Source organism: Actinophytocola sp. NPDC049390 (genome assembly GCF_044466355.1).
Lineage (GTDB): Bacteria > Actinomycetota > Actinomycetes > Mycobacteriales > Pseudonocardiaceae > Actinophytocola.
Genome location: NZ_JBITMQ010000016.1, coordinates 1 through 26,292, shown reverse-complemented (window position 1 = coordinate 26,292; position 26,292 = coordinate 1). Strand labels below are relative to the sequence as shown.

At 71.7% G+C, this 26,292-nt stretch carries 28 protein-coding genes; 5 read left to right on the top strand and 23 right to left on the bottom strand.

Annotation, left to right across the window (positions count from 1 at the left end; translation table 11 throughout):
* Positions 1-75 precede the first annotated feature (75 nt).
* On the top strand, positions 76-1,008 hold the full coding sequence (locus tag ACIBVP_RS36035; protein WP_396110947.1) for a sugar-binding transcriptional regulator: 933 nt from the start codon (positions 76-78) through the stop codon (positions 1,006-1,008).
* On the opposite strand, the gene ACIBVP_RS36030 is transcribed toward ACIBVP_RS36035, so the two are convergent.
* Positions 987-1,823, bottom strand: a complete 837-nt coding sequence (locus ACIBVP_RS36030; RefSeq protein ID WP_396110946.1) for an L-ribulose-5-phosphate 3-epimerase — start codon at positions 1,821-1,823, stop codon at positions 987-989. The genes ACIBVP_RS36035 and ACIBVP_RS36030 overlap by 22 nt on opposite strands.
* Positions 1,824-2,049: 226 nt before the next feature.
* On the opposite strand from ACIBVP_RS36030, the gene ACIBVP_RS36025 reads away from it, so the two are divergent.
* The gene (locus ACIBVP_RS36025; protein ID WP_396110945.1) at positions 2,050-2,847 is read left to right on the top strand and encodes an Asp23/Gls24 family envelope stress response protein; all 798 of its coding nucleotides are present in this window, start codon (positions 2,050-2,052) and stop codon (positions 2,845-2,847) included.
* 133 nt (positions 2,848-2,980) lie between these two features.
* Here the strand turns inward: ACIBVP_RS36025 and ACIBVP_RS36020 are convergent, their stop codons facing one another.
* Positions 2,981-3,733 (bottom strand): ankyrin repeat domain-containing protein, encoded by a 753-nt coding sequence (locus ACIBVP_RS36020; RefSeq protein ID WP_396110944.1) that lies wholly within the window; start codon positions 3,731-3,733, stop codon positions 2,981-2,983.
* Between the two features lie 108 nt (positions 3,734-3,841).
* On the opposite strand from ACIBVP_RS36020, the gene ACIBVP_RS36015 reads away from it, so the two are divergent.
* Positions 3,842-4,480, top strand: coding sequence for a methyltransferase family protein (locus ACIBVP_RS36015; RefSeq protein WP_396110943.1), 639 nt, complete (start codon positions 3,842-3,844; stop codon positions 4,478-4,480).
* Here the strand turns inward: ACIBVP_RS36015 and gdhA are convergent.
* The 17 genes from gdhA to ACIBVP_RS35930 all read right to left on the bottom strand — a co-directional run bounded on the left by gdhA (position 4,473) and on the right by ACIBVP_RS35930 (position 21,285).
* Complete coding sequence (gene gdhA, locus ACIBVP_RS36010; protein WP_396110942.1) at positions 4,473-5,822, bottom strand: NADP-specific glutamate dehydrogenase; 1,350 nt, start codon at positions 5,820-5,822, stop codon at positions 4,473-4,475. The two genes, ACIBVP_RS36015 and gdhA, sit on opposite strands and share 8 nt — an antisense overlap.
* Positions 5,823-6,018: 196 nt before the next feature.
* Positions 6,019-6,417, bottom strand: coding sequence for a VOC family protein (locus ACIBVP_RS36005; RefSeq protein ID WP_396110941.1), 399 nt, complete (start codon positions 6,415-6,417; stop codon positions 6,019-6,021).
* A 13-nt stretch (positions 6,418-6,430) separates the two neighbouring features.
* The gene (locus ACIBVP_RS36000; RefSeq protein WP_396110940.1) at positions 6,431-7,285 is read right to left on the bottom strand and encodes an ABC transporter permease; all 855 of its coding nucleotides are present in this window, start codon (positions 7,283-7,285) and stop codon (positions 6,431-6,433) included.
* A complete protein-coding gene (locus tag ACIBVP_RS35995) occupies positions 7,270-8,073 on the bottom strand; it encodes an ABC transporter permease (protein WP_396110939.1) in 804 nt (267 codons plus the stop codon). The genes ACIBVP_RS36000 and ACIBVP_RS35995 overlap by 16 nt, the downstream gene beginning before the upstream one ends.
* A 3-nt stretch (positions 8,074-8,076) precedes the next feature.
* Positions 8,077-9,111, bottom strand: a complete 1,035-nt coding sequence (locus ACIBVP_RS35990; protein ID WP_396110938.1) for an ABC transporter substrate-binding protein — start codon at positions 9,109-9,111, stop codon at positions 8,077-8,079.
* A 13-nt stretch (positions 9,112-9,124) separates the two neighbouring features.
* A complete protein-coding gene (locus ACIBVP_RS35985) occupies positions 9,125-9,988 on the bottom strand; it encodes an ABC transporter ATP-binding protein (protein ID WP_396110937.1) in 864 nt (287 codons plus the stop codon).
* 112 nt (positions 9,989-10,100) lie between these two features.
* The gene (locus tag ACIBVP_RS35980) at positions 10,101-10,538 is read right to left on the bottom strand and encodes a heme-binding protein (RefSeq protein WP_396110936.1); all 438 of its coding nucleotides are present in this window, start codon (positions 10,536-10,538) and stop codon (positions 10,101-10,103) included.
* The gene (locus tag ACIBVP_RS35975; RefSeq protein WP_396110935.1) at positions 10,535-11,200 is read right to left on the bottom strand and encodes a GntR family transcriptional regulator; all 666 of its coding nucleotides are present in this window, start codon (positions 11,198-11,200) and stop codon (positions 10,535-10,537) included. Before ACIBVP_RS35975 ends, ACIBVP_RS35980 begins: the two co-directional genes overlap by 4 nt.
* A 46-nt stretch (positions 11,201-11,246) precedes the next feature.
* The gene (locus tag ACIBVP_RS35970; RefSeq protein ID WP_396110934.1) at positions 11,247-12,638 is read right to left on the bottom strand and encodes an MmgE/PrpD family protein; all 1,392 of its coding nucleotides are present in this window, start codon (positions 12,636-12,638) and stop codon (positions 11,247-11,249) included.
* Positions 12,635-13,480 (bottom strand): HpcH/HpaI aldolase/citrate lyase family protein, encoded by an 846-nt coding sequence (locus tag ACIBVP_RS35965; RefSeq protein WP_396110933.1) that lies wholly within the window; start codon positions 13,478-13,480, stop codon positions 12,635-12,637. Before ACIBVP_RS35965 ends, ACIBVP_RS35970 begins: the two co-directional genes overlap by 4 nt.
* Positions 13,477-13,935: a MaoC family dehydratase gene (locus ACIBVP_RS35960; RefSeq protein ID WP_396110932.1), complete on the bottom strand. Its 459-nt coding sequence runs from the start codon at positions 13,933-13,935 to the stop codon at positions 13,477-13,479. The genes ACIBVP_RS35965 and ACIBVP_RS35960 overlap by 4 nt, the downstream gene beginning before the upstream one ends.
* A complete protein-coding gene (locus ACIBVP_RS35955; protein WP_396110931.1) occupies positions 13,925-14,734 on the bottom strand; it encodes an enoyl-CoA hydratase/isomerase family protein in 810 nt (269 codons plus the stop codon). Before ACIBVP_RS35955 ends, ACIBVP_RS35960 begins: the two co-directional genes overlap by 11 nt.
* Before the next feature lie 8 nt (positions 14,735-14,742).
* A complete protein-coding gene (locus ACIBVP_RS35950) occupies positions 14,743-16,323 on the bottom strand; it encodes an AMP-binding protein (RefSeq protein WP_396110930.1) in 1,581 nt (526 codons plus the stop codon).
* Complete coding sequence (locus tag ACIBVP_RS35945) at positions 16,307-17,782, bottom strand: AMP-binding protein (protein ID WP_396110929.1); 1,476 nt, start codon at positions 17,780-17,782, stop codon at positions 16,307-16,309. Before ACIBVP_RS35945 ends, ACIBVP_RS35950 begins: the two co-directional genes overlap by 17 nt.
* Positions 17,779-18,909, bottom strand: coding sequence for a thiolase family protein (locus ACIBVP_RS35940; protein WP_396110928.1), 1,131 nt, complete (start codon positions 18,907-18,909; stop codon positions 17,779-17,781). Before ACIBVP_RS35940 ends, ACIBVP_RS35945 begins: the two co-directional genes overlap by 4 nt.
* A complete protein-coding gene (locus ACIBVP_RS35935) occupies positions 18,906-19,268 on the bottom strand; it encodes a Zn-ribbon domain-containing OB-fold protein (protein ID WP_396110927.1) in 363 nt (120 codons plus the stop codon). Before ACIBVP_RS35935 ends, ACIBVP_RS35940 begins: the two co-directional genes overlap by 4 nt.
* A 211-nt stretch (positions 19,269-19,479) precedes the next feature.
* Positions 19,480-21,285 (bottom strand): S8 family serine peptidase, encoded by a 1,806-nt coding sequence (locus ACIBVP_RS35930; protein ID WP_396110926.1) that lies wholly within the window; start codon positions 21,283-21,285, stop codon positions 19,480-19,482.
* 283 nt (positions 21,286-21,568) lie between these two features.
* Between ACIBVP_RS35930 and ACIBVP_RS35925 the strand changes: the two genes are divergently transcribed.
* Positions 21,569-22,078, top strand: coding sequence for a GNAT family N-acetyltransferase (locus ACIBVP_RS35925; protein WP_396110925.1), 510 nt, complete (start codon positions 21,569-21,571; stop codon positions 22,076-22,078).
* 11 nt (positions 22,079-22,089) lie between these two features.
* Here ACIBVP_RS35925 and ACIBVP_RS35920 read toward each other — a convergent pair whose 3' ends face one another.
* From ACIBVP_RS35920 to ACIBVP_RS35910, 3 genes are all read right to left on the bottom strand, one after another.
* On the bottom strand, positions 22,090-23,406 hold the full coding sequence (locus ACIBVP_RS35920) for a pentapeptide repeat-containing protein (RefSeq protein WP_396110924.1): 1,317 nt from the start codon (positions 23,404-23,406) through the stop codon (positions 22,090-22,092).
* Between the two features lie 11 nt (positions 23,407-23,417).
* On the bottom strand, positions 23,418-23,876 hold the full coding sequence (locus ACIBVP_RS35915) for a hypothetical protein (protein ID WP_396110923.1): 459 nt from the start codon (positions 23,874-23,876) through the stop codon (positions 23,418-23,420).
* Between the two features lie 159 nt (positions 23,877-24,035).
* Positions 24,036-24,608 carry a hypothetical protein gene (locus ACIBVP_RS35910; protein ID WP_396110922.1) on the bottom strand — a complete coding sequence of 191 codons (573 nt, stop codon included), beginning with the start codon at positions 24,606-24,608 and terminating at the stop codon, positions 24,036-24,038.
* 224 nt (positions 24,609-24,832) lie between these two features.
* On the opposite strand from ACIBVP_RS35910, the gene ACIBVP_RS35905 reads away from it, so the two are divergent.
* A complete protein-coding gene (locus tag ACIBVP_RS35905; RefSeq protein WP_396110921.1) occupies positions 24,833-25,351 on the top strand; it encodes a transposase in 519 nt (172 codons plus the stop codon).
* Between the two features lies 1 nt (position 25,352).
* On the opposite strand, the gene ACIBVP_RS35900 is transcribed toward ACIBVP_RS35905, so the two are convergent.
* Positions 25,353-25,805, bottom strand: a complete 453-nt coding sequence (locus tag ACIBVP_RS35900) for a hypothetical protein (RefSeq protein WP_396110920.1) — start codon at positions 25,803-25,805, stop codon at positions 25,353-25,355.
* Positions 25,806-26,292 lie beyond the last annotated feature (487 nt).

The following is a 26,292-nucleotide window of genomic DNA, read 5'->3' as shown; positions in this document are numbered from 1 at the left end:
AATTCCCCGAAGTCAAGCAACCGTTCATCGCCATGGCTCGATGGATGGGACCCGGAACCGTCCAGGGAACGCACCGTGCAGATCCTCGACGTGGCGCGGCGCTACTACGAGGACGGCATGAGCCAGGCGGAGATCGCCGCCGCCATCGGGTACTCGCGGCCCACCGTGGGGCGCATGCTCGCGGACGCGCGCCGCTCCGGGGTGGTCCGCATCCAGATCGCCCACCCGCTCGAACGGGCGTTCGACCTGGAGCGGGTGATCTCGACGCGGTTCGGCATCGCCAACGTGCGGGTGACCGGAACCGCCCCCGCCACCGACAACGGCACCGCGGAGGTCGGCGCGGCCGCCGCGGCCATCCTCGGCCGCATCGTGCGCCCGGGCATGGTCATCGGCCTGTCCAACGGCCGGGTCCACGGCGCGGTGCTCCAGCGACTGTCGCCCGTCGCCGTTCCCGACGTCACCTTCGTCCAGATGGTCGGCGGCCTGAGCGAGGAGAACCCGCTCGTGGACGGCCCGGAGCTGTGCCGCGGGTTCGCCTCGGCGTTCGACGGCGTGGCCCACACCCTGCACGCCCCGCTCATCGTGGGGTCCCCGCGCGACGCGGCCGCGCTGATGTCGTCCCCGGAGGTGGCCTCGACCCTGCGCCGCGCCGCAGCCGCCGACCTCGCCGTGGTCGGCATCGGGGCCGGTTTCCGGCACGCGACCGGGGTCTTCGACCACTACCTGACGAAGTCCGACATGCGGGCGTTGCGCGCGCAGGGAGCGGTCGGCCACGTGCTGGGGCAGTTCCTCGACCACGACGGCCAGGTCCTCGACCACCCGGCGAGGGACCTGGTCGTCGGTCTCCGGCTCGAGCACCTGCGGAACATCCCGCACGTCATCGGTATCGCCGCGGGGCGGGAGAAGGGCGAGGCGATCGCCGCCGCGCTGCGCGGCGGACTGGTCAACGCACTGATCGTCGACCGGGAGACGGCGCAGGCGCTGGCCTACCTCGACGGCAGGCGCTGAACCTCCGCCTCGAGCTCCCGGAACCACGCCAGGGCCGCGCGCGGCAGCTCGGGGTCGCCGTCGTCGTTCCACATCTCGACGCCGAGCAGGCCGTCGTAACGGGTGGCGGCGAGCAGACGCACCACGTCCGGCCACGGCACGGTGCCCGCGCCGAAGGCGACCCTGCGGAACTCGCCCGGCCTGGCCTCCTTGAGCTGCACGGCGTGCGCGTGCGGCAGCCCCGCGGACAGGTCGGCCACGACGTCCCTGCGGTTCCCCGCGAGGTTGCCGACGTCGAGGTAGAGGCGCAGAGCCCGGGACCCGACGTCCGCGAGGATCGACAGGCCGTCGTCGACGCCGGTGACGTCGGTGCCGTCGACGTTCTCGAGGGCCAGCACGATCCCCTCGCGTTCGGCGAGCCCGCAGCCCTCGGCGAGCCCGTCGAGGAACCAATTGCGCGCGCCGTCGTGGTCCGGCTCGTAGTAGGTGAAGTACCCGGCCACCTGGACCGCGCTCGCACCGAGGTCCACCGCCAGCGCGACGGCGTCCGCCAGCATCGCCCGCGACCGGGCGCGCGTGGCGGGATCGGCGCTGCCCAGCGGAGCGGCGCGGTGGGCGCTGAGCGTGACCGTGGCGATCGAGACCCCGGCGTCCGCCGCGGCGCGGGCCACGTCGGCACGCTGCTCACGCGTCCATGCCAGCCGCGCGATCCGCTCGGCCGACTCGTCCACCGCGAGCTCCACCGCCGCGTACCCGCACCGGGCCGCGTGCCGGAACAGCTCCGGCCACGCGGCCCCGGGAAGTGCCTTCTCGTAGATCGCGACCGGACGGCTCATGGCGTGGACCATACCCACGGCTCGCCGAGGTGGGCGCTCGCCGAGCCGCCCACCTGCGGTGTCCGTTGGGGCCGCGGCGACCTGTCTCGGGCCGGACATCGTTGGGACACAACGAAATCTCGATGACCGGGCCAGTGATCGGGATCACGACCGTGGCGCCTATCATGGCGCCACCAGCTGGCCAGCTCCCCCGAAAGTCGTCGCTCACGTAAGGGGTTCTTCAACCATGCCCGAAATCATCAGCAACTTCTTCGGCCGCTCCCGGACCGACGCCGCCCCCGAGGGCGTCGCGACCGCCACGACCGTCCAGGAAGGCAGCGTCCCGGCCGCGGACGTGGCCGTCGCCCCCGAGGCGGACGACACGGCGGCGCCCACCGTCGTGCACACCGGTGACCTCGCCGAAGGCGTGGACACCACCGCCGAGACCGACACCACCGAAGCGACGTCCACCGACGATTCCGAGAACAGCGACGACACCACCGCGGGCGACGCCGAGGATCAGGCCACCGAGAGCGCCGACGCCGAGGACGCTGCCGAGGAGCACGACGAGACCGGCGACGCGGACGCGGAAATCGCCGACGAGGACGGGGAAATCTCCGAGGAGGCCGACTCCGACGCGGTCGAGCAGGCCGACGCTCCGCCCGCCACGAAGACGGACGCGGAGACCGACGCGGCCGACGCCGACCAGGCCGAGCAGGCCGAGCAGGCCGAGCAGGCCGAGGCCCGGCCCGCGGCGGGCGTGCGCGGCAACACCACGATGGCCGACGCGGTGGTGTCGAAGGTCGTGCGGGTCGCCGCCGGGAAGATCGATGGCGTGCACAGCCTCGACGACGACCTTTCCGTTGAGGTGGCTGACGACGTCGCCACGATCAGGGTGCCGCTCGTGGTCGAGTACGGCAACGCGGTCAAGGCGCTGGCGGAGCAGGTGCGGGTCGCGGTGATCGAGGCCGTCGAAGAGATCCTCGGTCTCGACGTCGCCGCCGTGGACGTCCACCTCAGCGACATCCACGTGCCCGAGGCCTGACCGGCACCGACGGTGGTTCCGGTCCCGGGTGCCCGTCGCGGCCAGGACCGGAACCCGTCGGCGGAGCGGCGACGCCACGTCGAAGGACGAGACAGCGTCGCCCTGAGGCGGGCGCCGAGGCAGGGCACTCCGGTCAGGAAACCAGGTCGACGGCGGGCTTTCCGCCTCGTGCGCGGAGCCAGCCGATCAGGTCGTCGGCGTCCGGGTTGGTGCGCTGGGCGGCGTCGAGCGGGGTGGCCGGCTCCCAGGGCGCGATCCAGTTGACGTCGGCGCCCTGGTCCGCGAGGTACTGGGCGGTCGGGAGGCGTCCGCCGTGGCAGGCACCCCAGAAGGCGGCGTTCACCCCGTCGCGCGGGGGTGGGGCCGGCGCGGCGAAGTAGGCGGTGACGCGGTCCTGCAGCCCGAGCGTGGCCGCGGTGAACAGTGTCGTGGCCGCACCGCGCTCGACCAGCCGGAACGCCGCGTCCCACTGGGCGAACGCGGTCGCGTCGGACAGCGGCGTGCCCCCGCCGATCACCGCGCCGGTGGCGTCGATGTCCGCGCCCGCGTCGAGCAGGGCGTCGAGCACGGCCACGTCGTCGCAGCTCGCCGCCCAGTGCAGCGGTGTCTCCCGGTGCGCGCCCTCGAACCGGGCGTCGACGTCGGCACCGGCCTCGACCAGCGCCACGACGGTCGCCGGGCCGTGGGGAAAGTGCCCTGGCCAGTCGGTGACCACGTGCAGGAGCGTCCGCGCGCACTCGGTGCCGTCCCCGGCACGCTCCCGGAGCCTCGCGGTCGCCAGCCCGGGGTGCTCGGCCAGCAGGGCGCGGAGCGCGCCCACGTCGCCGGCGTGGACAGCGGCGGTCGCGGCGCTCGCGACAGGGTCGTCGTTGCTGATCGTCACCATCGGAGTTCGTCCTTCCACCGACCACGGCCATCCTGTCGCGGATGTGTGACCTGGACCAGTGGCATGTGTGTGCGCGCCGCCGCCTGGTTAGTATGCACACATTGCAATATGACAATCATTGGAGGTCTGGTGGAGCAGGTGATGAGCGCGGTCGGGTTGGTCCTCTACCTGGCGTTCATGGTCCTGGCGTTCGGGGTGCGCGCGATCGTGCACCGGCGGCGGACCGGGTCGGCGGGGTTCAACGGGATGCGGGGCCGGCCGGGGTCGGCGGAGTGGATCGCGGGCGCGTTGTTCGTGGTCGCGGTGGTCGCCGGGCTGGTCGCACCGGCGCTCCAGGCGTTCGGCGTGGTGGCGCCGGTCGCGGCAGTGGACGGGTGGTTCACGCGCGTGGCGGGTGTCGTCGTGGCCGTCGCCGGGATCGCCGCGACACTGTGGGCACAGGGCGCGATGGGTGACTCGTGGCGGGTGGGCGTCGATCCGGACGAGACCACGGGGCTCGTCACGACCGGTCCGTTCGGGGTCGTGCGCAACCCGATCTTCACGACCATGACGGTCGCGGGGCTCGGTCTGACGTTGCTGGCGCCCAACGCCGTGGCGATCGGCGCGCTGGCGGTTCTGGTGGTGGCGGTCGAGTCGCAGGTGCGCGTGGTCGAGGAGCCGTACCTGATCCGCACGCACGGCGAGGCGTACCTGACCTACGCGCGCCGGGTCGGCAGGCTCGTGCCGGGCGTCGGTCGAGCTAGATGACCCCGAGCGCGAGCATCGCGTCGGCCACGTGGGTGAACCCGGCGATGTTGGCACCGGCCAGGTAGTTGCCGGGGACGCCGTACTCGTCCGCGGTCGCCAGGCAGCGGTCGTGGATGCTGTGCATGATCTCGGCCAGGCGGCGTTCGGTGTGTTCGAACGTCCAGGTGTCCCGAGACGCGTTCTGCTGCATCTCCAGGGCACTGGTCGCCACGCCACCGGCGTTGGCGGCCTTGCCGGGCGCGACGACGACGCCGGCCTCGGTGAACAGCCGCACGGCCGCCGGCGTGCAGGGCATGTTGGCGCCCTCGGCGACGACGGTGCAGCCGTTCGCGATCAGCATGCCCGCGCCGGCGCCGTCCAGCTCGTTCTGCGTCGCGCACGGCAGCGCGACGTCGCAGGGGACCTCCCACACCGGGCGGCCGGGGACGTACCGTGCGACGCCCCCGCGCTCGCCCGGGTAGGTGTCGATGCGGGCGCGTCGCACGCCCTTGATCTCCTTCAGCAGGTCGAGGTCGATGCCCTTCTCGTCGACCACGTAGCCCGCGGAGTCCGAGCACGCCACGACGACACCGCCGAGCTGCTGGACCTTCTCGATCGCGTACGTGGCGACGTTGCCCGAGCCGGACACCACCACCTGCTTGCCCTCGAACGAGTCGCGGCGGGTCTTGAGGATCTCCTCGACGAAGAACACGGTGCCGTAGCCGGTGGCCTCGGTCCGCACCTGTGACCCGCCCCACGCCAGGCCCTTGCCGGTGAGCACGCCGGACTCGTACCGGTTGGTGATCCGCTTGTACTGGCCGAACAGGTACCCGATCTCCCGGCCACCGACCCCGATGTCACCGGCGGGCACGTCGGTGTACTCACCGATGTGCCGGTACAGCTCGGTCATCAGCGCCTGGCAGAACCGCATGATCTCGCCGTCGGAGCGCCCCTTGGGGTCGAAGTCCGAGCCGCCCTTGCCGCCGCCGATCGGCATGCCGGTGAGCGCGTTCTTGAAGGTCTGCTCGAAGCCGAGGAACTTCACGATGCCCAGGTAGACGCTCGGGTGGAACCGCAGGCCGCCCTTGTAGGGACCCAGCGCGGAGTTGAACTCCACCCGGAACCCCCGGTTGATCCGCACGGTGCCCGCGTCGTCCACCCACGGCACCCGGAAGATGATCTGCCGCTCCGGCTCGCAGAGCCGCCGCAGCACCGCGCTGTCGGTGTACTCCGGGTGCTTCGCGATCACCGGCCCGAGCGAGTCGAGCACCTCGTGCACGGCCTGGTGGAACTCGGTCTCGCCGGGGTTGCGCCCCACGACCTCGGCGTAGATCTCCCCAAGCTTCTCGTCCAGACCTGACACGCGTGCTCCTCTCGGCGGGCTGGGGCTTCCCCGGTCACCGTCTCATGGCGATCGGGTGAACGAGCCACGGGAAGCGTGTGAAAAGTGCCACGACGTCCGGACCCGTGGCCGGACCGTCGCCGCCCGCACTACGGTACGTCACGCAGCGACACCCTCCGCAACCGAACGCCTCTCCTCGACGACGTGAACCCGCTGGTCACAGGCGCTGGTTGACCTCCACGCAGTTCATCGACGGGTCGAGGAAGTAGATCTGGCGGTAGTCGCGCAGGGCCCAGTTGCCGGGGTCCGCGAAGTACAGGCCCCGCTCGCGGAGGCGCTCCTTCACCGCGTCCAGGTCGTCCACCTCGATCGCGACGTGACCGTTGACCGTCGGGTTGACGTGCATGCCGTTGCGCTGCGCGAAGTTGGGGTCGGGCTTGGCGAGGTGGAGCTGCGCCGACCCCTCGGTCTCGAACCAGCCGATCTTGCGGCCCGGGTCGTAGTCGGACCGGAAGGGCGGTGTGCTCGGGGTCATCCCGAGCACGTTCTCGTAGAACTCCGCGGACGCCTCGATGTCGTGCGCGGGGATGTTCATGTGGTGCATGCGCCAGGTCACGTCAGGGCTCCAATCACACGTGGGCGGACCACTGGGTCATCCGCCGCTCGGCCATTCTCAGGAACACGTCCAGCAAACCGGCGACCACGATCGTCACCGTGATCGCGGCGTACACGCCCGCGCTCTTGAACGTGTTGGTCGACGACGCCGCGAGGTACCCGATCCCCCGCGCGCCGCCGACGAACTCCGACACGATCGCGGCCGACAGCGCCAGCCCGATGCACATGCGCAGCGAGCTGAGCACCCACACCCCGATCGCGGGCAGGCGGACCGTCGTCCACACCTGCCACCGGGACGCGCCGAGCGCCCTGGCCCACAACAGGTTCCCCTCGTCCACGGCGGACAGTCCACCGTAGGCGGCGAAGAAGTTCACGAACACGATCACCAGCACGACGAGCGCGATGTTCGACGCGAGGCCGAACCCGAACCACGCCACCAGGAGCGGCGCGAACGCGATGCGCGGGATCGCGTTGATCATCGTGAGGAACGGGATGAAGACGCCGCCGAGCCGCGGCGACACGGTGAACAGCACGGCCAGCGCGACCCCGACGAACAGGCCCAGGAAGTAGCCGAGGAACGCGTTCATCAGCGTGAACGACGCGTTCGACGCGATGGTCCCGTCCAGCGTCCAGTCCACCAGCCGCTCCCACACCGCCTCGGGCGAGGAGAACAGGAACCGCGGGATGATCCGCTCGTCGGACAGGTACTGCCACAACATCAGCGGCGCGACGACCACCAGCGCGCGGCACAGCCACACCAGCGCCGTCACCACCCGTTCCCGTCTGCGCGGGCCCGCCAGCTCCGACGACGGCACGACCGGGTCCACCGGTGGCACCGGCCGGGACGCCGTGATCACGCGAGCTTCCATTGGGAGAACCTCCGTTCGACGACCACGAGAACCCGGTCGACCGCGGCCGCGACCAGGCCGAGCGTGATCAGTGCGCCGAGCAACCGTTCCGGCTGGGTCAGCTCACCGGCGAGCTTGATGTTCCAGCCGATCCCCTCGCTGGCGCCGACGAACTCGCCGACGACCACGCCGAGCAGCGCGAACGCGATGCCCACCCGCAGCGTCGAGATCGTCCACGCCACCATCGCGGGCAGGTACAGCGACGTGGCCATCTGGAGCCGGGACGCGCCCAGCGACTTCGTGTTGTCGATCAGCACGCGGTTGACGCTGCGCAGGCCGCCGGAGAAGTTGAAGAACGACGCGAAGAACACGAGCAGCGCCGCGGTGGCCACTTTGGACTCCACGCCGAGCCCGAACACCAGCACCAGCAGCGGCGCGAGCACGATCTTCGGAATGCCGTTCACCAGCGCCATGAACGGGTTGAACACGCGGCCGAGGAACGGCACGAACACGAACAGCGCCGCGACGGCCGCGCCGAGCACGATGCCCACGAGGTACCCCATGCCTGCCGCCGACAGCGTGAAGCCGAGGTGCGGGAGGCTGGCACCCGAGCTGTGCCAGTCCCACATCCACGCGAACACCTGGGCCGGCTCCGCGAACGACCGGCGCGAGAGCAGTCCGTACTGGACGCCCAGGTGCCACACCGCCACGAAGGCGGCGAACACCAGGAGCTGCCACGGCCAGTTGCGTGGCGCCCGTTTCACCTCCGGCTCGGCGGCGGTGGGGAGTTCGGTTCGCGTTGCCATCATCGCCTACCGGTAGTCGTTGTTGGCGAAGGAGGCGGCGTCGATCTCGGCGTCGGCCGCCATCAGCTCGCCCGCCTTGCTCGCCTCGACCACGCGCTCGATGGCGGCCTGGTCGACCGTGCCGTCGGCGGAGTAGCCGGGCAGCACCCTGGCCAGCAGCGCGAGGGTGGCGTCGCCGCGCAGGTCCTCGGGCAGCATCGCCATCACCGCGGCGGGGTCGTCCTTCGCGTCGTTCATGGCGGCCATCGCGCGGGTGTGCGCGGTGACGACCGCCTTGGCCACCTCCGGCTGGTCCTCGAGGTAGGACGGCAGCGCGAACAGGCCCGCGGTCGCGTACCCGCCGCCGTAGTACTTCTCGGTCACCGCCGGGTCGAAGAAGTCGAGCACCAGGTTCACCGTGCCGTCGGCGACGAGCCCCTCGGCGACCGTGCCGAGCCAGTAGTAGTCGGCGAGTTTCTGCTCGACCGCGGCGGCCGACGACGCGACGTGCCCGATCGGCACGAACTCGACGTCGTCGGGCTGGTAGCCCCACTGCACCAGCGCGGACAGCGCGGTGAGGTGGGCGGTCGAGCCGAACCCGGGAATGCCCCACTTCCGGCCCTCGACGATCGCCGCCGGGTCACTGTCCGATGTGGGCAGTCCGGGGGTGGCGGTCAGGAACACCATGTCGGTGGTGAGGAACTGGGACACCTCGGTGACCTCGGCGCCCTCCGCCACGGCCGCGAGCCCCGCCGACGAAACGCTGGTGACGAAGTCGACCTCCTCGGTCGCGAGCGCCTGCACCGCCTGCACCGACCCTTCGAGGTCGACGTACTCGGGCTTGCTGCCGATCTTCTTCAGCTCCTCGTCGAGGAAGCCTTCCTGCTTGGCCACGTAGGTGGCCGCGTAGGCGATGACGCCCGCGCCGCCGATGCCGATCGTGACCGTCGGCGGGACCTCACCGCCTTCGCCGTCCGCGCTGCCGCAGGCGCTCGTCGTGACCGCGAGGCCGAGGGCACAGGCCGCGGCGATCATCCGCCCGGCCCGGAATCGAGTGTTCATCGTCAGGTTCTCCTCATCGAGATGACGTGTTCGCTGGGGCTCCCCCTGCGGAGCCGGACTCCGCCTCGTAGGCGGTCATGACCTCGCTGCGGAGGTCGTTCCACAAGGTCTCGTACTGCTCCTGGAAGGCGGCGTCGAAACGGATCTCGGTCAACAGCCGCGGGCGGGGCAGGTTCACCTCGTAGTCGGACTTGATGCGGCCGGGGCCGGCGGTGAACACCACGACCCGGTCGGACAGGCCGAGGGCCTCTTCCAGGTCGTGGGTGACGAACAGGACGGTCGGGCGTGTCTCGTGCCAGATGTCGAGCAGTTCGTTCTCCATGAGGTTGCGGGTCTGGACGTCGAGCGCGCTGAACGGCTCGTCCATCAGCAGGACCCGCGGCTCGTAGACGAACACGGCCGCGAGCGCGACCCGCTTGCGCATGCCGCCGGACAGCTGGTGCGGGTAGTGGTCCTCGTAGCCGGACAGGCCGACCCGCGTGATCCAGGCGCGGGCGCGTTGTGTGGCGTCCTTCTTGGACACACCGCGGTAGGTCAGCGGCAGCATCACGTTGGACAGCACGGACCGCCACGGCAGCAACGCGTCCCGCTGGAACAGGTAGCCAACACCGCGGTCCACACCGGACACCGGGCGGCCGTCGATGGCAACCTCGCCCGAGGACGGCCTGCGCAGCCCGGCGATCGCGTTGAGCAGCGTGCTCTTGCCGCACCCGGACGGGCCGACGACCGAGACGAACTGCCCGGCCGGGATCTCCAGACTCACGTCACGCGTCGCCCACCGGGCCGCGGCTCCGTTGCGGAACCACTGCCCGAAGCCGGTGAGGCTGACCTGGCCGAGTGTCGTCGGTGCGGTTGTCGTGGCGTGGGCTCGAGTCATGAGCACATCCGCCTCTCCACTGAAGCGTCGCTGATATTTTTTATGCCTATAATGCGGCCACTCCCACCGACAAGGCCGCCGGAAGATCGATACCGCTACGTGACTCCGCTGGTCAGCGGCCGGTCACCCAGTGTTCGACGGCACCACGCGCACACGCGAGGTCCTCGTCCGCGGACGCGCCGCTGACGCCGATCCCGCCCACGAGCACGCCGTCGCGCACCAGTGGGCAGCCGCCGTCGACGAACAGCAGCCGGTCGTCGGCCTGCGTGATGTGGATGCCGCGTTCCACGCCGGCCAGCAACCTGCCCATCTCACCGGACTCGCGCCCGAAGTTGGCCGAGGTGAAGGCCTTCGCGCGGGCGATGTTGTACGTCGTCGGGTACGAGTCGGCCTGGCGTCGCACGGCGACGACCTGGCCCGCGGCGTCGACCACGACCGCCGCCACCCGCAGCCCGGCCGCCTTGGCCAGCTCGACCGCCTTCGCCGCGAGCAGCGCCGCCGCGTCGTCGTCCAGTACGGGCTCGGCGCGCCGCGCCGCTGCCGCGGTCATGACGCCGCCGTGTCCCGCGCGGCGCTCTCGATGCGCTGCACCATCTGTTCTCCTGCCTGCCGAAGGTGGTGTTCGGCGAGGAAGCGCGCACCGGCCGCGTCGCCGCGGGCGATGGCGTTGACCAGGTCCGCGTGCTCGCGCAGGCTGATCTGGACCTGTTCTGGGATCAAGGTGAAGTAGCTGGCCGGCATGGTCGAGGACAGCTGGCCGATCAACGCGATGAGCCGGTCGGAACCGCAGTTGCGGTTGATCTCCCGGTGCAGCCGCCAGTTGTTCTCGATCAGCGCCTCGGCCGACATGTCCGGCCCGGCCTCGTCGACGATCCCGCGGAGCCGCGCGATCGTCTCGTCGTTCGCACGCATCGTCGTCCACTCCGCGGCCAGCCCGGACAGGCCGCCGAAGACGTTGAAGTTGTCCCGGACGGTGTCGACGGACATGCCGGTGACCGTCGCGCCCCTGCGCGGCACGATCTCGACGAGTCCCTGGTGCGACAGCTCGATCAGCGCCTCGCGGACGGGGGTGCGGCTGCTGCCGAACTGCTCGGCGAGCTCGTCGATGCCGATCTTGGAGTTGTTGGGCAGCACACCACTGAGGATCTGGTCGCGCAGCTGCTGCGCGATCCGGTCTCGCAGTGTCGCCGCGAACGCGTTCCGCTCCGGCACGTGGACCACTCCCCTGTTCGATGGCGCGAGGCTGAAATACCGCATGTTACTGCTCGGCTACCGCACGGCGGACCTCCTCACCGAGTTCACGGACGTCGGTCATCTCCGGCACCCGCCGGATGGCGTCGTACAACGCGTCCGCCTTGGCACCGGCGAGTTTCGGCGCGCCGTGGGTGACGCAGTCCCGCCACTTGCGGCGCTGCTGCTCGGCCGACAGCGGGTGCTCGGGGTGGCCGAGCCCGCGTTCGGCGACGGCCTCGGCGACGCGGCCGTCGGTGAACTCGACACGCACCCGGCCGGGCTCGATCGTGCCGAGCCGGTCGTGCGCGGGGTCGTGCTCCCACCGGACCCGGGTGGCCGCGTCGCGCACGGCGGGGTCCGCGCGGCCCTCCTGTTCGAACGCGCGCAGCGGCACCTCGCGGTGCACGGTCGCCACCGACAACACGAACGGCAGGTGGCACAGCGCGTCGATGTGGTTGGCGGGCCAGGGTTTCCCGTCGCAGAGCCGCAGGTTGCCGGTGCCGACGTACGCGGTCACGGACGCGACCTCGGCGGCCGCGAACTCGGGACGTGCCAGCACCTCCAGGTACGCGGTCAGCGTGGCGTGGGTGTGCCTGCAACTCGGCCAGGGCTTGAGCGACACCCCGTCGCCCGCGTACCGCGTGCCCAGCCCGGCGGTCAGGCGTTCCGGCGAGTACTTCCCGTCGAAGTACGCGCCGTACAGGCCGTACGGGCCGTCGAACACCCGGTCGTCACCACGCACACCGGCCTGCGCGAGGCGGGCCGCGACGATCGCGTCCTTGTACGCCAGGCCGTCGCGGATCGACCGCACCATCGACCTGTGGCCGGTGACCGACTCGAGCGTGCCCGCGGCCTGCGGCAGCGCGAGCCCGAGCGCGGCGTGCATCCGCCCGGCGTCCAGGCCCAGCACGACCCCCGCCGCCGCGGTGGCGCCGAAGATCCCGGCGACCGGCGCGCGCACCCACGGGAAGTCCCACAGGCCACCGTCGATGGCGCCGGCGATCCGGCAGGTGAGGTCGTTGCCCGCGACGACGGCGCGGGTCAGCAGCTCGCCGCTGACCCCGCCCTCGGCCTCGGCGACCGCGAGCGCCGCGGTGAGCGACGCGCCGGTCGGGTGGCAGACCGCGGTGTCGTGGGTGTCGTCGAAGTCGTACTGGTGCACCATCGCGGCGTTGGCGAACACCGCGGAGTGGTCGGGTACTCGCTCCCCCGTGCCCCACACGGTCGCCTGCGGTGCGCCGCCCCACGCCCGCACCACGGGCAGGACCCTGCGGATCACGTCGGTGTCGGCGCCCGCGGTCAGCACGGAGAACGTGTCGACCATGCAGGTGTGCGCGGCGCGGACCGCGCTGTCCGGCAGGTCGGCGTCCCGCACGGACGCGAGGTGCTCGGCGATCTCGACGGCGCTGTTGGTCATGGGGTGGCTCCCGCCTCGGTTGCCCTGGCGAGCACGGCCTTCGCGCTGCGCAGGTGGGGTTGGTCGACCATGCCGCCCGCGACCCGGTAGGCGCCGCCGTCGCGGTCGCCGAACGCCGCGAGCACCGCCCGCGCGGCGGCGACCTCCGCGTCGGTGGGCAGGAAACCGGCGTTGACGTTCGGCACGTGGGCCGGGTGGATCACCTGCTTGCCCGCGAACCCGAGGAGGTAGGCGGCGCGGCTGTCGGTGGCGACCGCGTCGAGGTCGCGGATGTCCAGGCACGGCGTGTCCACGGCGGCGACCCCGGCGGCCGCGCAGTGGATGAGGAACAGCGACCGCACCACGCGGAACACGTCCAGCAGGTCGCCCGCGTCGTCGCGGACCGCGCGGGCACCGAGGTCGGCCTGGAGGTCCTCCGAACCCCAGAACGCGACCCGCACGGTCGGCGCGGCGGTCAGCGTCTCCGCCATCGCGAGCACCCCGGCCGCGTTCTCGGTGACGATCGGGGCCAGCTCCCGCTCACCGGCGCGTTCGTGCACCGCACGCACCTGGTCGGCCCGCGACACCTTGGCGATCACCAGCCCCGCCGCGGCGTGGGCGGCGTCGACGTCCGCTTCCCAGCCGGTGCCGGGTTCGACCGCGTTGATCCGCACCCAGTACCGGGTGGGACCGGGCCGGTCGGCGAGCTCCCTGGCGACGAGATCGCGGGCGATCTCCTTGCGGTCGGCCGGAGTGCCGTCCTCGAGGTCGAGGATCACCGCGTCGGCGCCCGCGGTGCGCGCCTTCGCGATCTTGCGTTCGTCGTGGGCCGGCACGTACAGCCAGGAGCGGGCCGGGGTCACGCCGCCGCCTCCTTCCGCAGGATCATGCCAGCGCGGCGGCAGGTGATCAGCAGCTCGCCGCGCTGGTTGCGGGCGCGGTGCTCGAACTCGACGATGCCGCGGTCGGGCTTGGACCGCGACGGCCGCACGCCGACCACCTCGGTCTCGGCGGTGAGCGTGTCGCCGGCGAACACCGGGCGGTGGAAGTCGATCGACGAGAAGCCGAGGTTGCCGAGCGTGGTGCCGAGCGTCGTGTCGTGCACGGTCAGGCCCATCATGAGCGCGAGCGTGAACATGCCGTTCACGACCGGCCTGCCGTGTTCGGTGGTGCGCGCGAACTCCGCGTCGAGGTGCAGCGGCTGCGGGTTCATCGTCATCGTGGAGAACAGCACGTTGTCCGTCTCGGTCACGGTCCTGGACGGGACGTGCACGTACACGTCGCCGACCGCGAACTCCTCGAAGTGCCTACCGGTCACCGTCCACCGCCTTTCCGTCCGATGTGGACGGATGGAGGAACGCGGCGAGCGCGTCCCGCTGGTCGCGGGTGCCGAACAGGTAGGACTGGCCGAGGAGCTCGTTGAGCAGCACCTCTTCCATGGACTGCTCGGTGGCCCGGTTGAGCACCATCTTGGTGAGCGCCAGGGTGTGCCTCGGTTTCGCCGCGAGGTCCTGTGCGAGCCGCATGGTCTCGGCGTACAGGTCCGCGTGCGGTACGACCCGCGACACCAGCCCGAGCTCGGCGAGCTGCTCGGCCGGGATCAGCTCACCGGAGAAGCACAGCTCCTTCGCCTTGCGCAGCCCGACGAGGCGCGGCAGCAGGTACAGGCCGCCGAGGTCGGGCATCAGTCCGACACGGATGAACGTCTCGCCGAACCGGGCGCGGTCGGAGGCGATGGCGAGGTCGGTGGCGAGCACGAGGTTCGCACCGCCGCCCGCCGCCGTGCCGTTGACCGCGGCGATCGTGGGCTGCGGCAGCGACCACAGGCCCTGGAACCAGCGGTGGCTGCGCAACCGCATCAGGTCGTGCAGGTCCTCGGCGGCGGTGCCGTCGAAGTCGTTGACGTCGCCGCCCGCACAGAACGCGTCACCGGCGCCGGTGACCACGACGACACGCACCTTGTCGACGGCCGTGCGCAGGTGGTCGAAGCACGCGACCAGCTCGTCGCGCATGGTCAGGTTCATGACGTTCATCCGGTCGGGCCGGTTGAGCGTCACGGTGGCGATCGAGTCGGCCTCGTCGACCTCGATCGTCTCCCACTCCCGGGGAATCCCCATGTGTGTCCTCACTCCCCTGCCCGCCGGATGGCGGAGCGCTGGACCTTGCCGGTGGTGGTGCGCGGCAGCGCGTCGAGGAACTCGACGACCCTCGGCACCTCGTAGGTGGCCAGGCGCCCGCGCACCCGCGCACGCAGCTCGTCGGCCAGCACGTCGGTGCGCGCTACACCGTCGTGCGGCACGACGAGCGCGCACACGACCTGCCCGCGTTCCGCGTCGGCCCGCCCGACCACGGCGACCTCGGCGACCCTGGGGTCGGCCTGCAGGCAGCTCTCGATCTCGACCGGGCCGATGCGGTAGCCGCTGGAGATGATCAGGTCGTCGGCACGGGCCGTGAACCAGAAGTAGCCGTCGGCGTCGCGGCGGCCGAGGTCGCCGGTGCGCAGCCAGCCGTCGACGATCTTGGCTTCGGTGTCGGCTTCCCGTTGCCAGTAGCCGAGCATCACGGCCGGGCTGTCGGCGCGGACGGCGATCTCGCCCAGCTCGTCCGGTGCGCACTCGGCGCTGCCGCCCGGGTCGAGGACCGCGACCTCGGCGCCCGGGTAGGCGACGCCCAGCGCGCCGGGGCGCTGCGGCAGCACGGCGTGGGAGTTGCCGACGACACAGGACGCCTCGGTCTGCCCGAACACCACGTTCGGGGTGGCGCCGAGTTCCTCGGTGGCCCAGGCGACGACGTCCTCGTCGACCGGCTCGCCCCCGGTCATGATGCTGCGCAGCGTCGCCCGGCGGTCCGAGCGGCGCAGCAGCCGCAACGCGGTGGCGGGCAGGAAGGCGTTGCGGATCCCGTGCCGTGCGATGAGGTCCAGCACCTCGTCGGGGTCGAACTTCCTGGCCCGGTGCGCGACGATCGGCACGCCAGCGTGCCACGCCGACAGCAGGCAGTCGATCAGGCCACCGGCCCACGCCCAGTCGGCCGGGCTCCAGAGCAGGTCGTGCTCCCGCGGGAACCCGTCGTGGGCAAGGGAGATCGGGGCGGCGTGCGCGGCGACGACGCGGTGTGCGTGCACGACGCCCTTGGGAGCGCCGGTGGTACCGGAGGTGTAGACGATGACGGCCGGGGTCTCCGCGCCGACCGGTGCGCCCGGGGTCGTGGTCGACCCGGAGGTGGTCATGGCCGTGAACTCGGGGGTACCGGTGCGCAGCCAGGTGACACCGTCGGCGACCGCGCTGTGCTCGACGACCGCGGCCCAGTGCTCGGCGGAGGTGATCGCGACGGTGGCGCCGCTGTCGGACAGCCGCTGGGCGATGGCCTCCTCGCGGTGCATGAGGCTGATCGGCACCGCGATCGCGCCCAGCCGGTAGACGGCGAGGTGCGCGAGTGCCGCGTCCGCGCTCTGCGGCAGCGCGATCGCGACCCGGTCGCCGAACCGGACCCCTTGTGCGGCAAGGGCGTTGGCGAGCCTGCTCGACGCGTCCCGGACGTCGGCGAAGGTCCACCACCTCGGCTCGCCGCCGCTCAGGTCGAGCAGGGCACGGCGGGCCGGGTCGTCCGCCCAGCGGTCGCACGCGGCGTGCGCGATCGCGTACCCGGCCGGCACGGGGGCGTCGAGCCCGGCCGGCCAGCCGACGCGCTCAGATGACACGGTCACGACCACTCCAGTACCGGTCCCGCAGCTCGCGCTTGAGAACCTTGCCGTAGGGGCTTTTGGGCAGCTGCGACATCCACTCGATGTCGCGCGGGACCTTGTAGCCGGACAGGCGTTCCCGGCAGAGCTTCTCGATCTGCTCGGACAGCGCGGCCCGGTCGGCGCCCTCCTCGGCGACGACGGCCGCGACGAGCCGCTCGCCCCACTCGGCGTCCGGTGCGCCCACGACCGCGACCTCGCGGACGTCGGGGTGGGTGAGGATGACCTCCTCGACCTCGCGCGGGTAGATGTTGGCGCCGCCGCTGATGACCACGTCCTTGTCCCGGTCGAGCAGGCGGACCGTGCCGTCGGCCTCGATCCGGCCGATGTCACCGGTCCGCAGCCAGCCGTCCACGATGGACGTCGCGGTCGCCTCGGGATTGCGCCAGTACCCGGTCATCACCACGGCACCGCGAACGACGATCTCCCCGTCACCGCGGTCGGTCACGGTGTCGCCGTCGCGGACGCCGATCTCGACGGAGGTGTAGGCGTGGCCGACGGTGCCGTACCGCTCCTCGGTGTGCTCGGTGCGGTGCAGCGTGGTGATCGTGACGGGCGCCTCGGCCTGCCCGTAGATCTGCGAGAACACCGGCCCGAACACGTCGAGCGCGCGGGCGATGTCCGTGGGGTACATGGGTGCGCCGCCGTACACGACGTTGACGAGGGACCCGGTGTCGCGCGGGTTCTCCTGCTGTGCACGGACGAGCCGGTTGACCATCGTGGGGGCGAGGAAGGCGATGTCGGTGACCCGTTCGGTCTCGACGAGGCCGAGCACCTCGGCGGGGTCGTAGGCACGGGACGCGGTGATCAGCTGGGTCGCGCCCTTGGCGATGGCGGGCAGGGCGTAGAGCCCGGAGCCGTGGGTGAGCGGTGCGGCGTGCAGGACTGTGGCGTGGCCGTCGAGGTCGCGCACGTCGGCGAGGTACGCGAGGACCATGGCGGCGAGGTTCGCGTGGCTGAGCACGGCCCCCTTGGGACGGCCGGTGGTACCGGAGGTGTAGAAGATCCACGCCGGGTCGTCGCCCGCGGAACCGTGTCGCGGCAACGGTTCCGCGTCGGCCACGGCACCGTGCAGGACAGTGCCGTCGACGTGCCCGGTGTACTCGGCGGTGATCAGCCAGGCGGCCGCGGCCGCGTCGTCGGCGATGACGCCGACCTCGTACGGCGTGCTTCGGGCGTTCACCGGGACCGCGGCGAACCCGCCGTGGAAGCAGGCGAGCAGCGACTCCAGCAACGGGATCCCGTTGCGCTGCAGGATGCCGACGCGGTCACCGGGCCGGACCCCCTGCGCGTGCAGGAGCCCGGCGAGGCGGGCGACACGCACGGACAGCTCGGCGTAGGTGACGCGGTGGTCCCCCTGGACAATGGCGAGGCGGCCGGGCGCGCGGCGGGCGTTGCGGTGCAGCAGGGTGGCGAGGTTCACCGGTCCCTCCCGCGGAACACGACGACGACGCACGCGTTGCCGTCGATGCCGGTGACGCCGCCGCCCATGGTCTCGACGACGCCGGTGCGCGCGTGCGCGACCTGCCGCTCCCCCGCCTCGTGCCGCAGCTGGGTGACGACCTCGTACACCTGCCCGAGGCCCGTGGCGCCGAGCGGGTGGCCGCGGCCGAGCAGCCCGCCCGACGGGTTGACCGGGGTCTTGCCGTCCACGGCGGTCACGCCGTCGCGGACGAGCCGGTATCCCTCCCCGACGTCCGCGAGGCCGAGCGACTCGGTCGTGGTGACCTCGCCGATGGTGAACGCGTCGTGGCACTCGACGAGGTCCACGTCGTCCGGGCCGATGCCCGCGGTGGCGTACGCGGCGCGCGCGGTGTCGCGCACGACGTCGAAACCCCACACGTGCGGGGACCGCGAGTCCCACGGCGCACCGGACCGCAGCTCGGTGCCGGCGATCTCGACGTCACGTTCGTGTCCTCTGTGGACGCCGACGACCGCGGCGGCGGCGCCGTCGGAGATCGGCGAACACTGGTGCAGTGTCAGGGGTTCGGCGATGGTCTTCGCGGCGAGGACCTCGTCGACGGACAGGCGCGCGCCGAACTCGGCGAGCGGGTTCGCGAGGGCGTTGCCGTGGTTCTTGACCGCGACGGCGGCGAGGTCAGCGCGGGTGAGCGGGGTGGTCTCGAGGTAGCGGGTGGCGGCCATCGCGTACAGGGCGGGCAGCAGCAACCCGGCGCGGCCGTGCGGGTCGCGCGGCTCGGGCGGCAGCGGCCCCTTCGGCAGGCGGGACATGTGCTCGACACCGAGCGCGAGCACGGTCCGGTACCGCCCGGCCGCGACGGCGGCGGCGGCCTCGTGCAGTGCGGTCGTCGAGCTGGCGCAGGCGTTCTCGATCCGGACGACCGGCACCCCGTGCAGTCCGAGCCGGTGGGTCACCCGCTGCGCGGCCCCCATCTCACCGAACACGGTGCCCACGTAGACGGCGTCCACCCGGTCGACACCGGCGTCGCGGAGCGCGTCGAGCCCGGCCCGTGCGGCGAGGTCCGCGACCTCGGCGTCGGGCTGCCTGCCGAAGCGGCTGCTCCCGATCCCGTACACCCACGGGCTCATGCCCCGGCCTCCAGGTCGCCACCGGGCGTCACGGCGCGCACCCGCACCCGGGTGCCGACCGCGCGCGGGGCGTCGCCGTCGAGCCGGACGAGCACCCGGGGACCGTCGTCGAGGTCGACGTAGGCGAAGGCCGTCCCCCGGTCCGGCCCGACGCCCATCGCCGTCCAGGACCACACGATCCCGTTGGGACGCAAGGAAACCTGGTCGACCCGCGCGCCGCAGTCACCGCAGCGGAGGGACGGCTCCACGACCGCGAGCCCGCACCCGGCGCACCGCCAGCCGACCACCGCGAGCCCCTCGGCGGACTCCACGACGCGAACCCGGGGATCCGGTTCACCAACGACTGGCTGCACATCCATGGGCACCTCCGTTGGCGTGAAATATATTAGGCGACCTCCAGATAGGCAAGATAGTTCGCAAAACTCACGATCGGAACCCGCTTGGTTACCGGCCAGAACTGGGAAGAGGCGTACCGGTCCGATCACTGCGGGGCATCACACCGCACGTTCCGGTCTCTTCTGATATACGAAAAGGGCCGGTGGCGGGGAGACCCACCACCGGCCCCGTCGATCACAGGTCCAGCGTCCAGCTCACGATCCGGCCGGTGTCACCGGCCGCCCGGTCGCTGACCCGCAGGATCCAGGTGCCGTTGGCGAGCTCACCGGACAGGTCGACCGTGTAGACCTGGTTGATGTCGTCCGTGCCGCTGCCGGTCCTGTTGTGCAGGTTGTACACGCTCCCGTCGGGGGCGACGAGGTCCACCACGAGGTCACCGATCCAGGTGTGGTCGATGTGCACCTCGGCCGTCGCCTCGAAGCTGCCCGCACCCCCACAGCCGCTGATCGCGATCGGGCTGTCCACCGTCGAGTTGTCGGTGATGGCGACCTTCTTCTTGGCGGACTTGGCGGCGCAGTCGGTGCTCGGCGGGAACACGGTCCAGCCGAACGTCGTGCTGGCCGACAGGCCCGCGCTGTCGGTGGCGGTCGCGGTCACCTCGTAGGTGCCCTCGGTGCTCGGCGTGCCGGACACCAGGCCCGCCGCGTCGATCGCCATGCCCGCGGGCAGGCCGGTCGCCGACCACGTGTACGGCGCGGTCCCGCCGAACGCGGTCAGCTGCACCGAGTCCGCGGTCCCCGCACTGCTCGTCTGGTTGCCCGGGTTGGCGACGAGCGGCGCGCCGGGCGTGCCGTCGGACGGGGTGAACAGCAACTGGTTGGGCGAGCCGGTACCCGGGTTGAGCACCTTGCCGGGGGTCGAGTTGGCGACGAGCGCGGCCGCCACGGTGGCGGGCGCGTCGCTCGGGTGGTCGGCGAGCCACAGCGCGGACGCGCCCGCGACGTGCGGCGTCGCCATGGACGTGCCGCTGATCGTGTTGCTCGCGGAGTCACCGGTGCTCCAGGACGACGTGATGCCGACGCCGGGCGCGAAGATGTCGGTGCACGAGCCGTAGTTGGAGAAGGAGGCCCGCGTGTCGGACGAGTCCGTCGCGTTCACCGTGATCGCCTCGGCGACCCTGGCCGGGGTGTAGTTGCAGGCGTCCGCGCTGGAGTTGCCGGACGCGATCGCGTACGTGACACCGGAGGCGATGGAGTTGCGCACCGCGTCCTCGGTCGCCGCGTGGCTGCCGGACGCGCCGAGGCTCATGTTCGCGACGGCGGGCTTGACGGCGTTCGCGGTCACCCAGTCGATGCCCTCGATGACCCCGGCGAAGCTGCCGGAACCGCCGCAGTCGAGCACCTTGACGGCGACCAGCTGGACGCCCTTGGCGACGCCGTACTCCGCGCCGCCGATGGTGCCGGCCACGTGCGTGCCGTGCCCGTTGCAGTCGCTGTCGTTGCCGTCGCCGACGGTGTTGGTGCCCCAGGTGGCGCGCCCGCCGAAGGTGGTGTGGCTGGTCCGGATGCCGGTGTCGATCACGTACGCGTGCACGTTGGCGGCGGTCGGCGCGTAGGAGTACTTGTCGTCCAGCGGCAGGTCACGCTGGTCGATCCGGTCCAGGCCCCACGACGGCGGGTTCAGCTGGTCGGTGGTGGCGCGCACGACGGCGTCCTGCTCGACGTACTCGACGCGCGGGTCGGCGGCCATCGCCCTGGCCTGCCGCTCGGTCATCCGGGCGGCGAACCCGTTGAGCGCGTGGCGGTACACCACGCGTGCCTCGCCGCCGTGTTCGGTGGTCAGTGACCGCGCCGTGGTGGCCGCGGCGGATCGCGCCGAGGCGTCGTCACGGAGCACGACGATGTAGCTGCCGTCGATGGCGCCCGCCCGGCCCGCGCCGAGCACGTCACCCTCGGCCGCCGCCGCGGGCGTCGCGGCGAGGCCCGCCGTCGCCGCGGCCGCGGCCACCGTGAGGCCGGCCAGTCTTCGTAACCAGGACACGCGAACTTCTCCCATATCGGGGTTCTCCCTCGGGGTAGGGGAAGCACACCCGGGGCACGCTGGCCGCAGGTGTGATGCAGGGATGTGGCGTGTCCGCGCGGACACCCTCGACATTAGACAGACCGCGTCCGGTAGGACAATCACCAACCAAATTGTTGACCATTCGACGATTCACGGCTGCGTCCTTCGGTCCACGCGGATGCGCCGAAGGCGCTATTCAGCCACTTTCCGCTGACGGTCACGTGTTCCGGGGACGTGTCACGGCGGCGCGTACCGTGCTCGTGTGCACAGGATCGAACGCCTCCGTCGTGACCATGCCCCTGCCGTGCTCGCGTTCGAGCGGGAGAACCGTGCCTACTTCGCGGCGTCGGTGCCCGACCGGGGTGACGACTACTTCACGGAGTTCCACGAGCGTTTCCACGGCCTGCTCGCCGAGCAGGAGTCCGGATTGTGCCATTTCCACGTCGTGGTCGGTGACGACGACGAGGTCCTGGGCCGGGTGAACCTGGTCGACGTGGCCGACGGTGCCGCCGAACTGGGGTTCCGGATCGCGGAGAAGGCGACCGGCCGGGGACTCGCCACCACCGCGGTGAACGAGCTGTGCGTGACCGCGGCACAGGACTACGGACTGCGCGAACTCCACGCCTCCGCCGCCGAGGACAACGCCGGCTCCCGTGCGGTGCTCGCGCGCGTCGGGTTCGTCCCGACCGGCGATGAGGTCGTCCTGTCCGGCCTGCCCGGGCACCGTTACCTGTTGTCGCTGGCCGCCTTCGCGCGACCCGGCCCGCGCTGACGTGGCGGTGGTCAGTCCGACGACGGTGCCCGCACGCTGTCCGTGATCATCTCCGCGGGCAGTGTGGCGCGGAGCCGGATGACGTGCGCGCCGGTGATGTGCAGTTCCTTCGCGTACTCGGTCGGCGCGTCGGCGCCGGGTTCGTGCAGCGTGACCACCGCCTGATTCGCGTGCGCGGTGCCGAGCACGCGAATCAGGTGGACGTGTGTCAGCGCGTGCCACGGCAGGACCCTGCTCACCGGGCGGTTGGCGTCCGTTCTGCCCGCGACCAGCACGTACGGTTCATGCCCGCCGCCCGCGAGGACCAGACCGGACACGGACACCAGGCGGGACTCCGGGCCGTCGGTCCGGGACCGGCGGAGAACGGCGGCTCCTCTCGTCTCGGGGCCGCCGATGACCACCTGCCCGGTGCGCGGCGCCCGTCGCCGCGGTGGGCGCCGCGACCGCGCCAACGGGAACAGCACGCAGGCGATCACCACCGCGACGGCACCCGACAGGAGCTGGTGCGCTGGTTCGGCGCCGAACGCGCTGAGCGGACCGGGATCGACGGTGCGCAGGTACGCCATCGCCTGTCTGGCGATGGCCCGCGCCGCGCCGGTGGCCAGCAGGAGGAGACCGCCGACCGTGAGCGCGACCGCCGCACCGGCCATGACGACCTCGGCGGCACGGACCGGGGTGGTCGCTCGGTGGCGCACGAGGTGCCCGGTCCGCGCACGCCACCAGATCAGCGCGAGCGCCAGCGCCGGCCAGCACAGCAGCCAGGAAATCTGCCGGTGGCCCCGGAGGCTCGCGGTGTCCAGCCGAACCTTCTCGGCGTCGAGCCACTCGATGTCCGCCAGGTTCGCGCCGCGCAGGTCGAGGTCGTCGACCAGGGCCTGCGTCAGGTCCGCGCCGCGCAGATCGGCATCGCGCAGGTCCGCGTGGCGCAGGTCCGCCTGGCTGAGGTCGACCTCCCCGAACTCCGCGCCGCGCGCGTCCACGCCGGTCAGGTCGGCCTGGACGAGGTCGGCACCGGTGAGAACGGCCCCGGTCAGATCCGCGCCGCGCAGATCCGCCTGGGCGAGGTCGGCGCCCCGCAGGTCCGCACCGGCCAGGTCGGCACCGGCGAGATCCGTCTGGACGAGGTACGCGTCGCGCAGATCGGCTCCGTGCAGGTCCGCGCCGGCCAGGTCATCCTGGGCGAGGTCCACGCCGCGCAGGTCAGCACACGCCAGGCGGCCATCGGCGGCGCCCGGCGGCGCGACCGTCGGGCACCGCCCCGGCTCCGCGCTCGCGGTGGGCTGCGGCACTCCGGTGAACAGGCAGATGACGGCCGCCCCGGCAGCCACACCGCGCCACATCAGTCGGCCCGCCAGTCGACGACCTTCACGCCGAGCGGTTCGAGCCACTCCCGCCACGTCATCAGGACCTCGGGCCCGAACGCCGTTCCCGGGGTGACCCGGACGGTCGTGCCGTCACGCGAGACCACCTCGATGACGTCCAGGTGCGGATCGAGTTCGGGCAACAGCACCGGCACGCAGTCGCACCACGCCTGGATCGCCAGCACGCCACCGAGGTCGCGCCTGCGCGTCACCCACGGGCCGCGCACCACGACACCGCGCGGTTCCGTCTCGAGCACCAGTTCCACCCGCGTGACCGACCGGACGTCCCGCCGCACCCCGCTCGCGATCGACCCCGCGAACACCACACCGCAGCACGCGATCAGCCACGGCACCGTCACCGCCCACGGCACCAGCACCGACCCGAGGCACCCCGCCACGCCCGCGGCGAACCCCGCCGGGAGCACCCGGGCGGCCATCGAACGTGTCCGACCTCGAACCGCTCCGATCGCGGTCGTCGTCGCCATGGTGACGTTCACAGGGACCTCCTCGGATCGCGCTGGGAGGTCACGGTGCTCGGCGGCGGCCTCTACCGGTCACAGGTTCCGACCACGTCCGGGTGCGCCGCGGTGACACGGTCAGCGACAGGTGGGTCCGCTGCCGTCGACGGGCGGGCGCGACCAGGCGAGTTCGTCCGCGATCTCGGCCAGCTCGGGCACGGGTGGGCTCTGCACCACCACGACGTGCCGGAGGACCCGACGTACGTCGACCGCGTCGCCCAGGTCCCGCAGGTGCCTGTTCGTCGTGAGGGCGAACGGCACTCCCCGCGCGACGGCGGGCAGCAGCCCGAGGAGCCGCGCGGTGGGCACGAGGATGTCGACGTCGAAGAGGATCGGCTGGCGCGCCTGGACGGTGAGCCGGAGCAACGCCGTCGGCGCGTTCGCGACGGTCCACCGGCAACGCGCGGCGACGGACACCGGCCTCTCCGTCCGCCGCACGTGTTCCAGCAGGTCGAGCAGCGCCCGAGCCGGTGAGTCCAGCAGGTCGCGGCGCTCGCCGACGACGAGCGCGAACGCCGGCCACGCGGCCGCCTCCTCCGTGGTGACGGCGCGGTCGCGCACACTCTGTGGCCACAACAACAGCTCACCGACAGCGACGAACGTGGCCCGCACGGGGCCACCGCTCTCGATCGGACGGTCGTCGCGTCGCATCCCGCTCCCACGCTTCGAGGACAACTCCCCCGCGATTGTGCAGTCGGTCGTCGAACGAACCGTGGCGCGAAACCTTGCGATTGCCTTACCAACCGCGCACGACCGACCACATACCCTACCCTGGTATCGAAAAACTACGAGGGGGCCTAGTAGCAACGGGACACGGCCGGTAACCTCCAACCTACGGTGCGCAATAGTAGGTACGGGGTTGGAGGGAGTGCCGGGTGGAGACGGCGATCCACACGTTCCACGTCAGGAACATGCACTGCGCCGACTGCGCCGTCCTCATCGACGACACGCTGCGCGCGCTCCCCGGCGTACACGCGGCGCACGCCACGTACCGGACACGCGAGGTCGAGGTCGAGCTGGATCCGCGGCGGACGAGCTCGGCGTCCGTGACCGCGGCGATCACCGAACTCGGTTTCCAGGTGAAACCACCCACCGCGCCGAAGACCCCCACGGCGGGGGCGGTAGAACCCCAGGTATCGGACTCGGCGTGGCGGCGGCTGGCACCCCTGCTCGGCGACACGGCACGCACGCGACGGCTGTTCGAAGGCATCGCCTACAAACACCGCCACGGCGTGCCGTGGCGCGAGGTGCCCGCGGCGTTCGGACCGTGGCAGACGCTCTACGCACGCCTGGCACGCTGGCGCTCGGACGGCACGTGGCCGAAGGTCGTGGAAGCCGCCCGGCACATACCGTCCGCCGACGAGCTCGACTGGGTCGCGGCCGTCGGCGACTGACTCAGGCGACCAGCTCCCGGTTCTCCTCCGCGTGCGCCTTCTTGTGGTGCCCGTGCACACGGGTGTACTCGTCCAGGCGGAACAGCATCGCGACGACCATCGCGGGCGTCATGAGCACGTGCCCGACGACCATCACGGCGGTGCTCGACGCGACGCCGGCGCCGTAGAACGGGTACATGATCAGGAAGGGCACGTACATCGCGAGACTCATCTCGGCGATGGCGGGCCAGCCACAGCCCCGGAACCGCATCCAGGCGGCCATGCCGATGCTCATGTAGGTCGCCATCAGCAGCGTGCTCGGCACGAGGTCCTCGGTCACCGCCGTCCAGCCGAGCGACTCGAACAGCATCTCCGCGGGCATGCCGAGCGCGAACATGCCGACGAACATCGCGATCGTCATCTCGAGCAGGTGCTGGACGAAGTTCCAGGCCGGCCCCTTCACCACGATCTTCACGACGGCTACCTCCGGTTCTCTTGTCTGGCGACGAACCCCCAGCCAGCAATACCACCAGGGGGTATCCAAGTTCGCTCAAGATACCGGCCGGGGGTATACACCCGTCAAGGCCCACCGACGCGGGTCATGTCCGATGCGAGCGCGCGACCAGCGAAAAACCAGGCGAAGAACACCCGTTCGGATGAGCCCAGCCGTCAGCACACCGGGTGCGCACGGAAGACGGAAAAGGAGTGGACCCGGTGATCGTCGGGCTTGTAGCGTGCGGCCGACCGTGACACCGACCGAGGAGGTGAGACCCATGAACGCGACACCGCTGTGGGTGCTCTCCCTCCCCGTCACGGCCAGGCGACCGACGTAGGTGTCGCCGGGAGCGCCTCGGAACCAGGCACTCCCGAAAGACATCCCAGGAGCTTGAATGTCAAGCCGCAACCGAGTTGACGTGATGCGACCAGGCGGTTGTTTCGTCGTAGCGGGTGCCGGTTTTGAG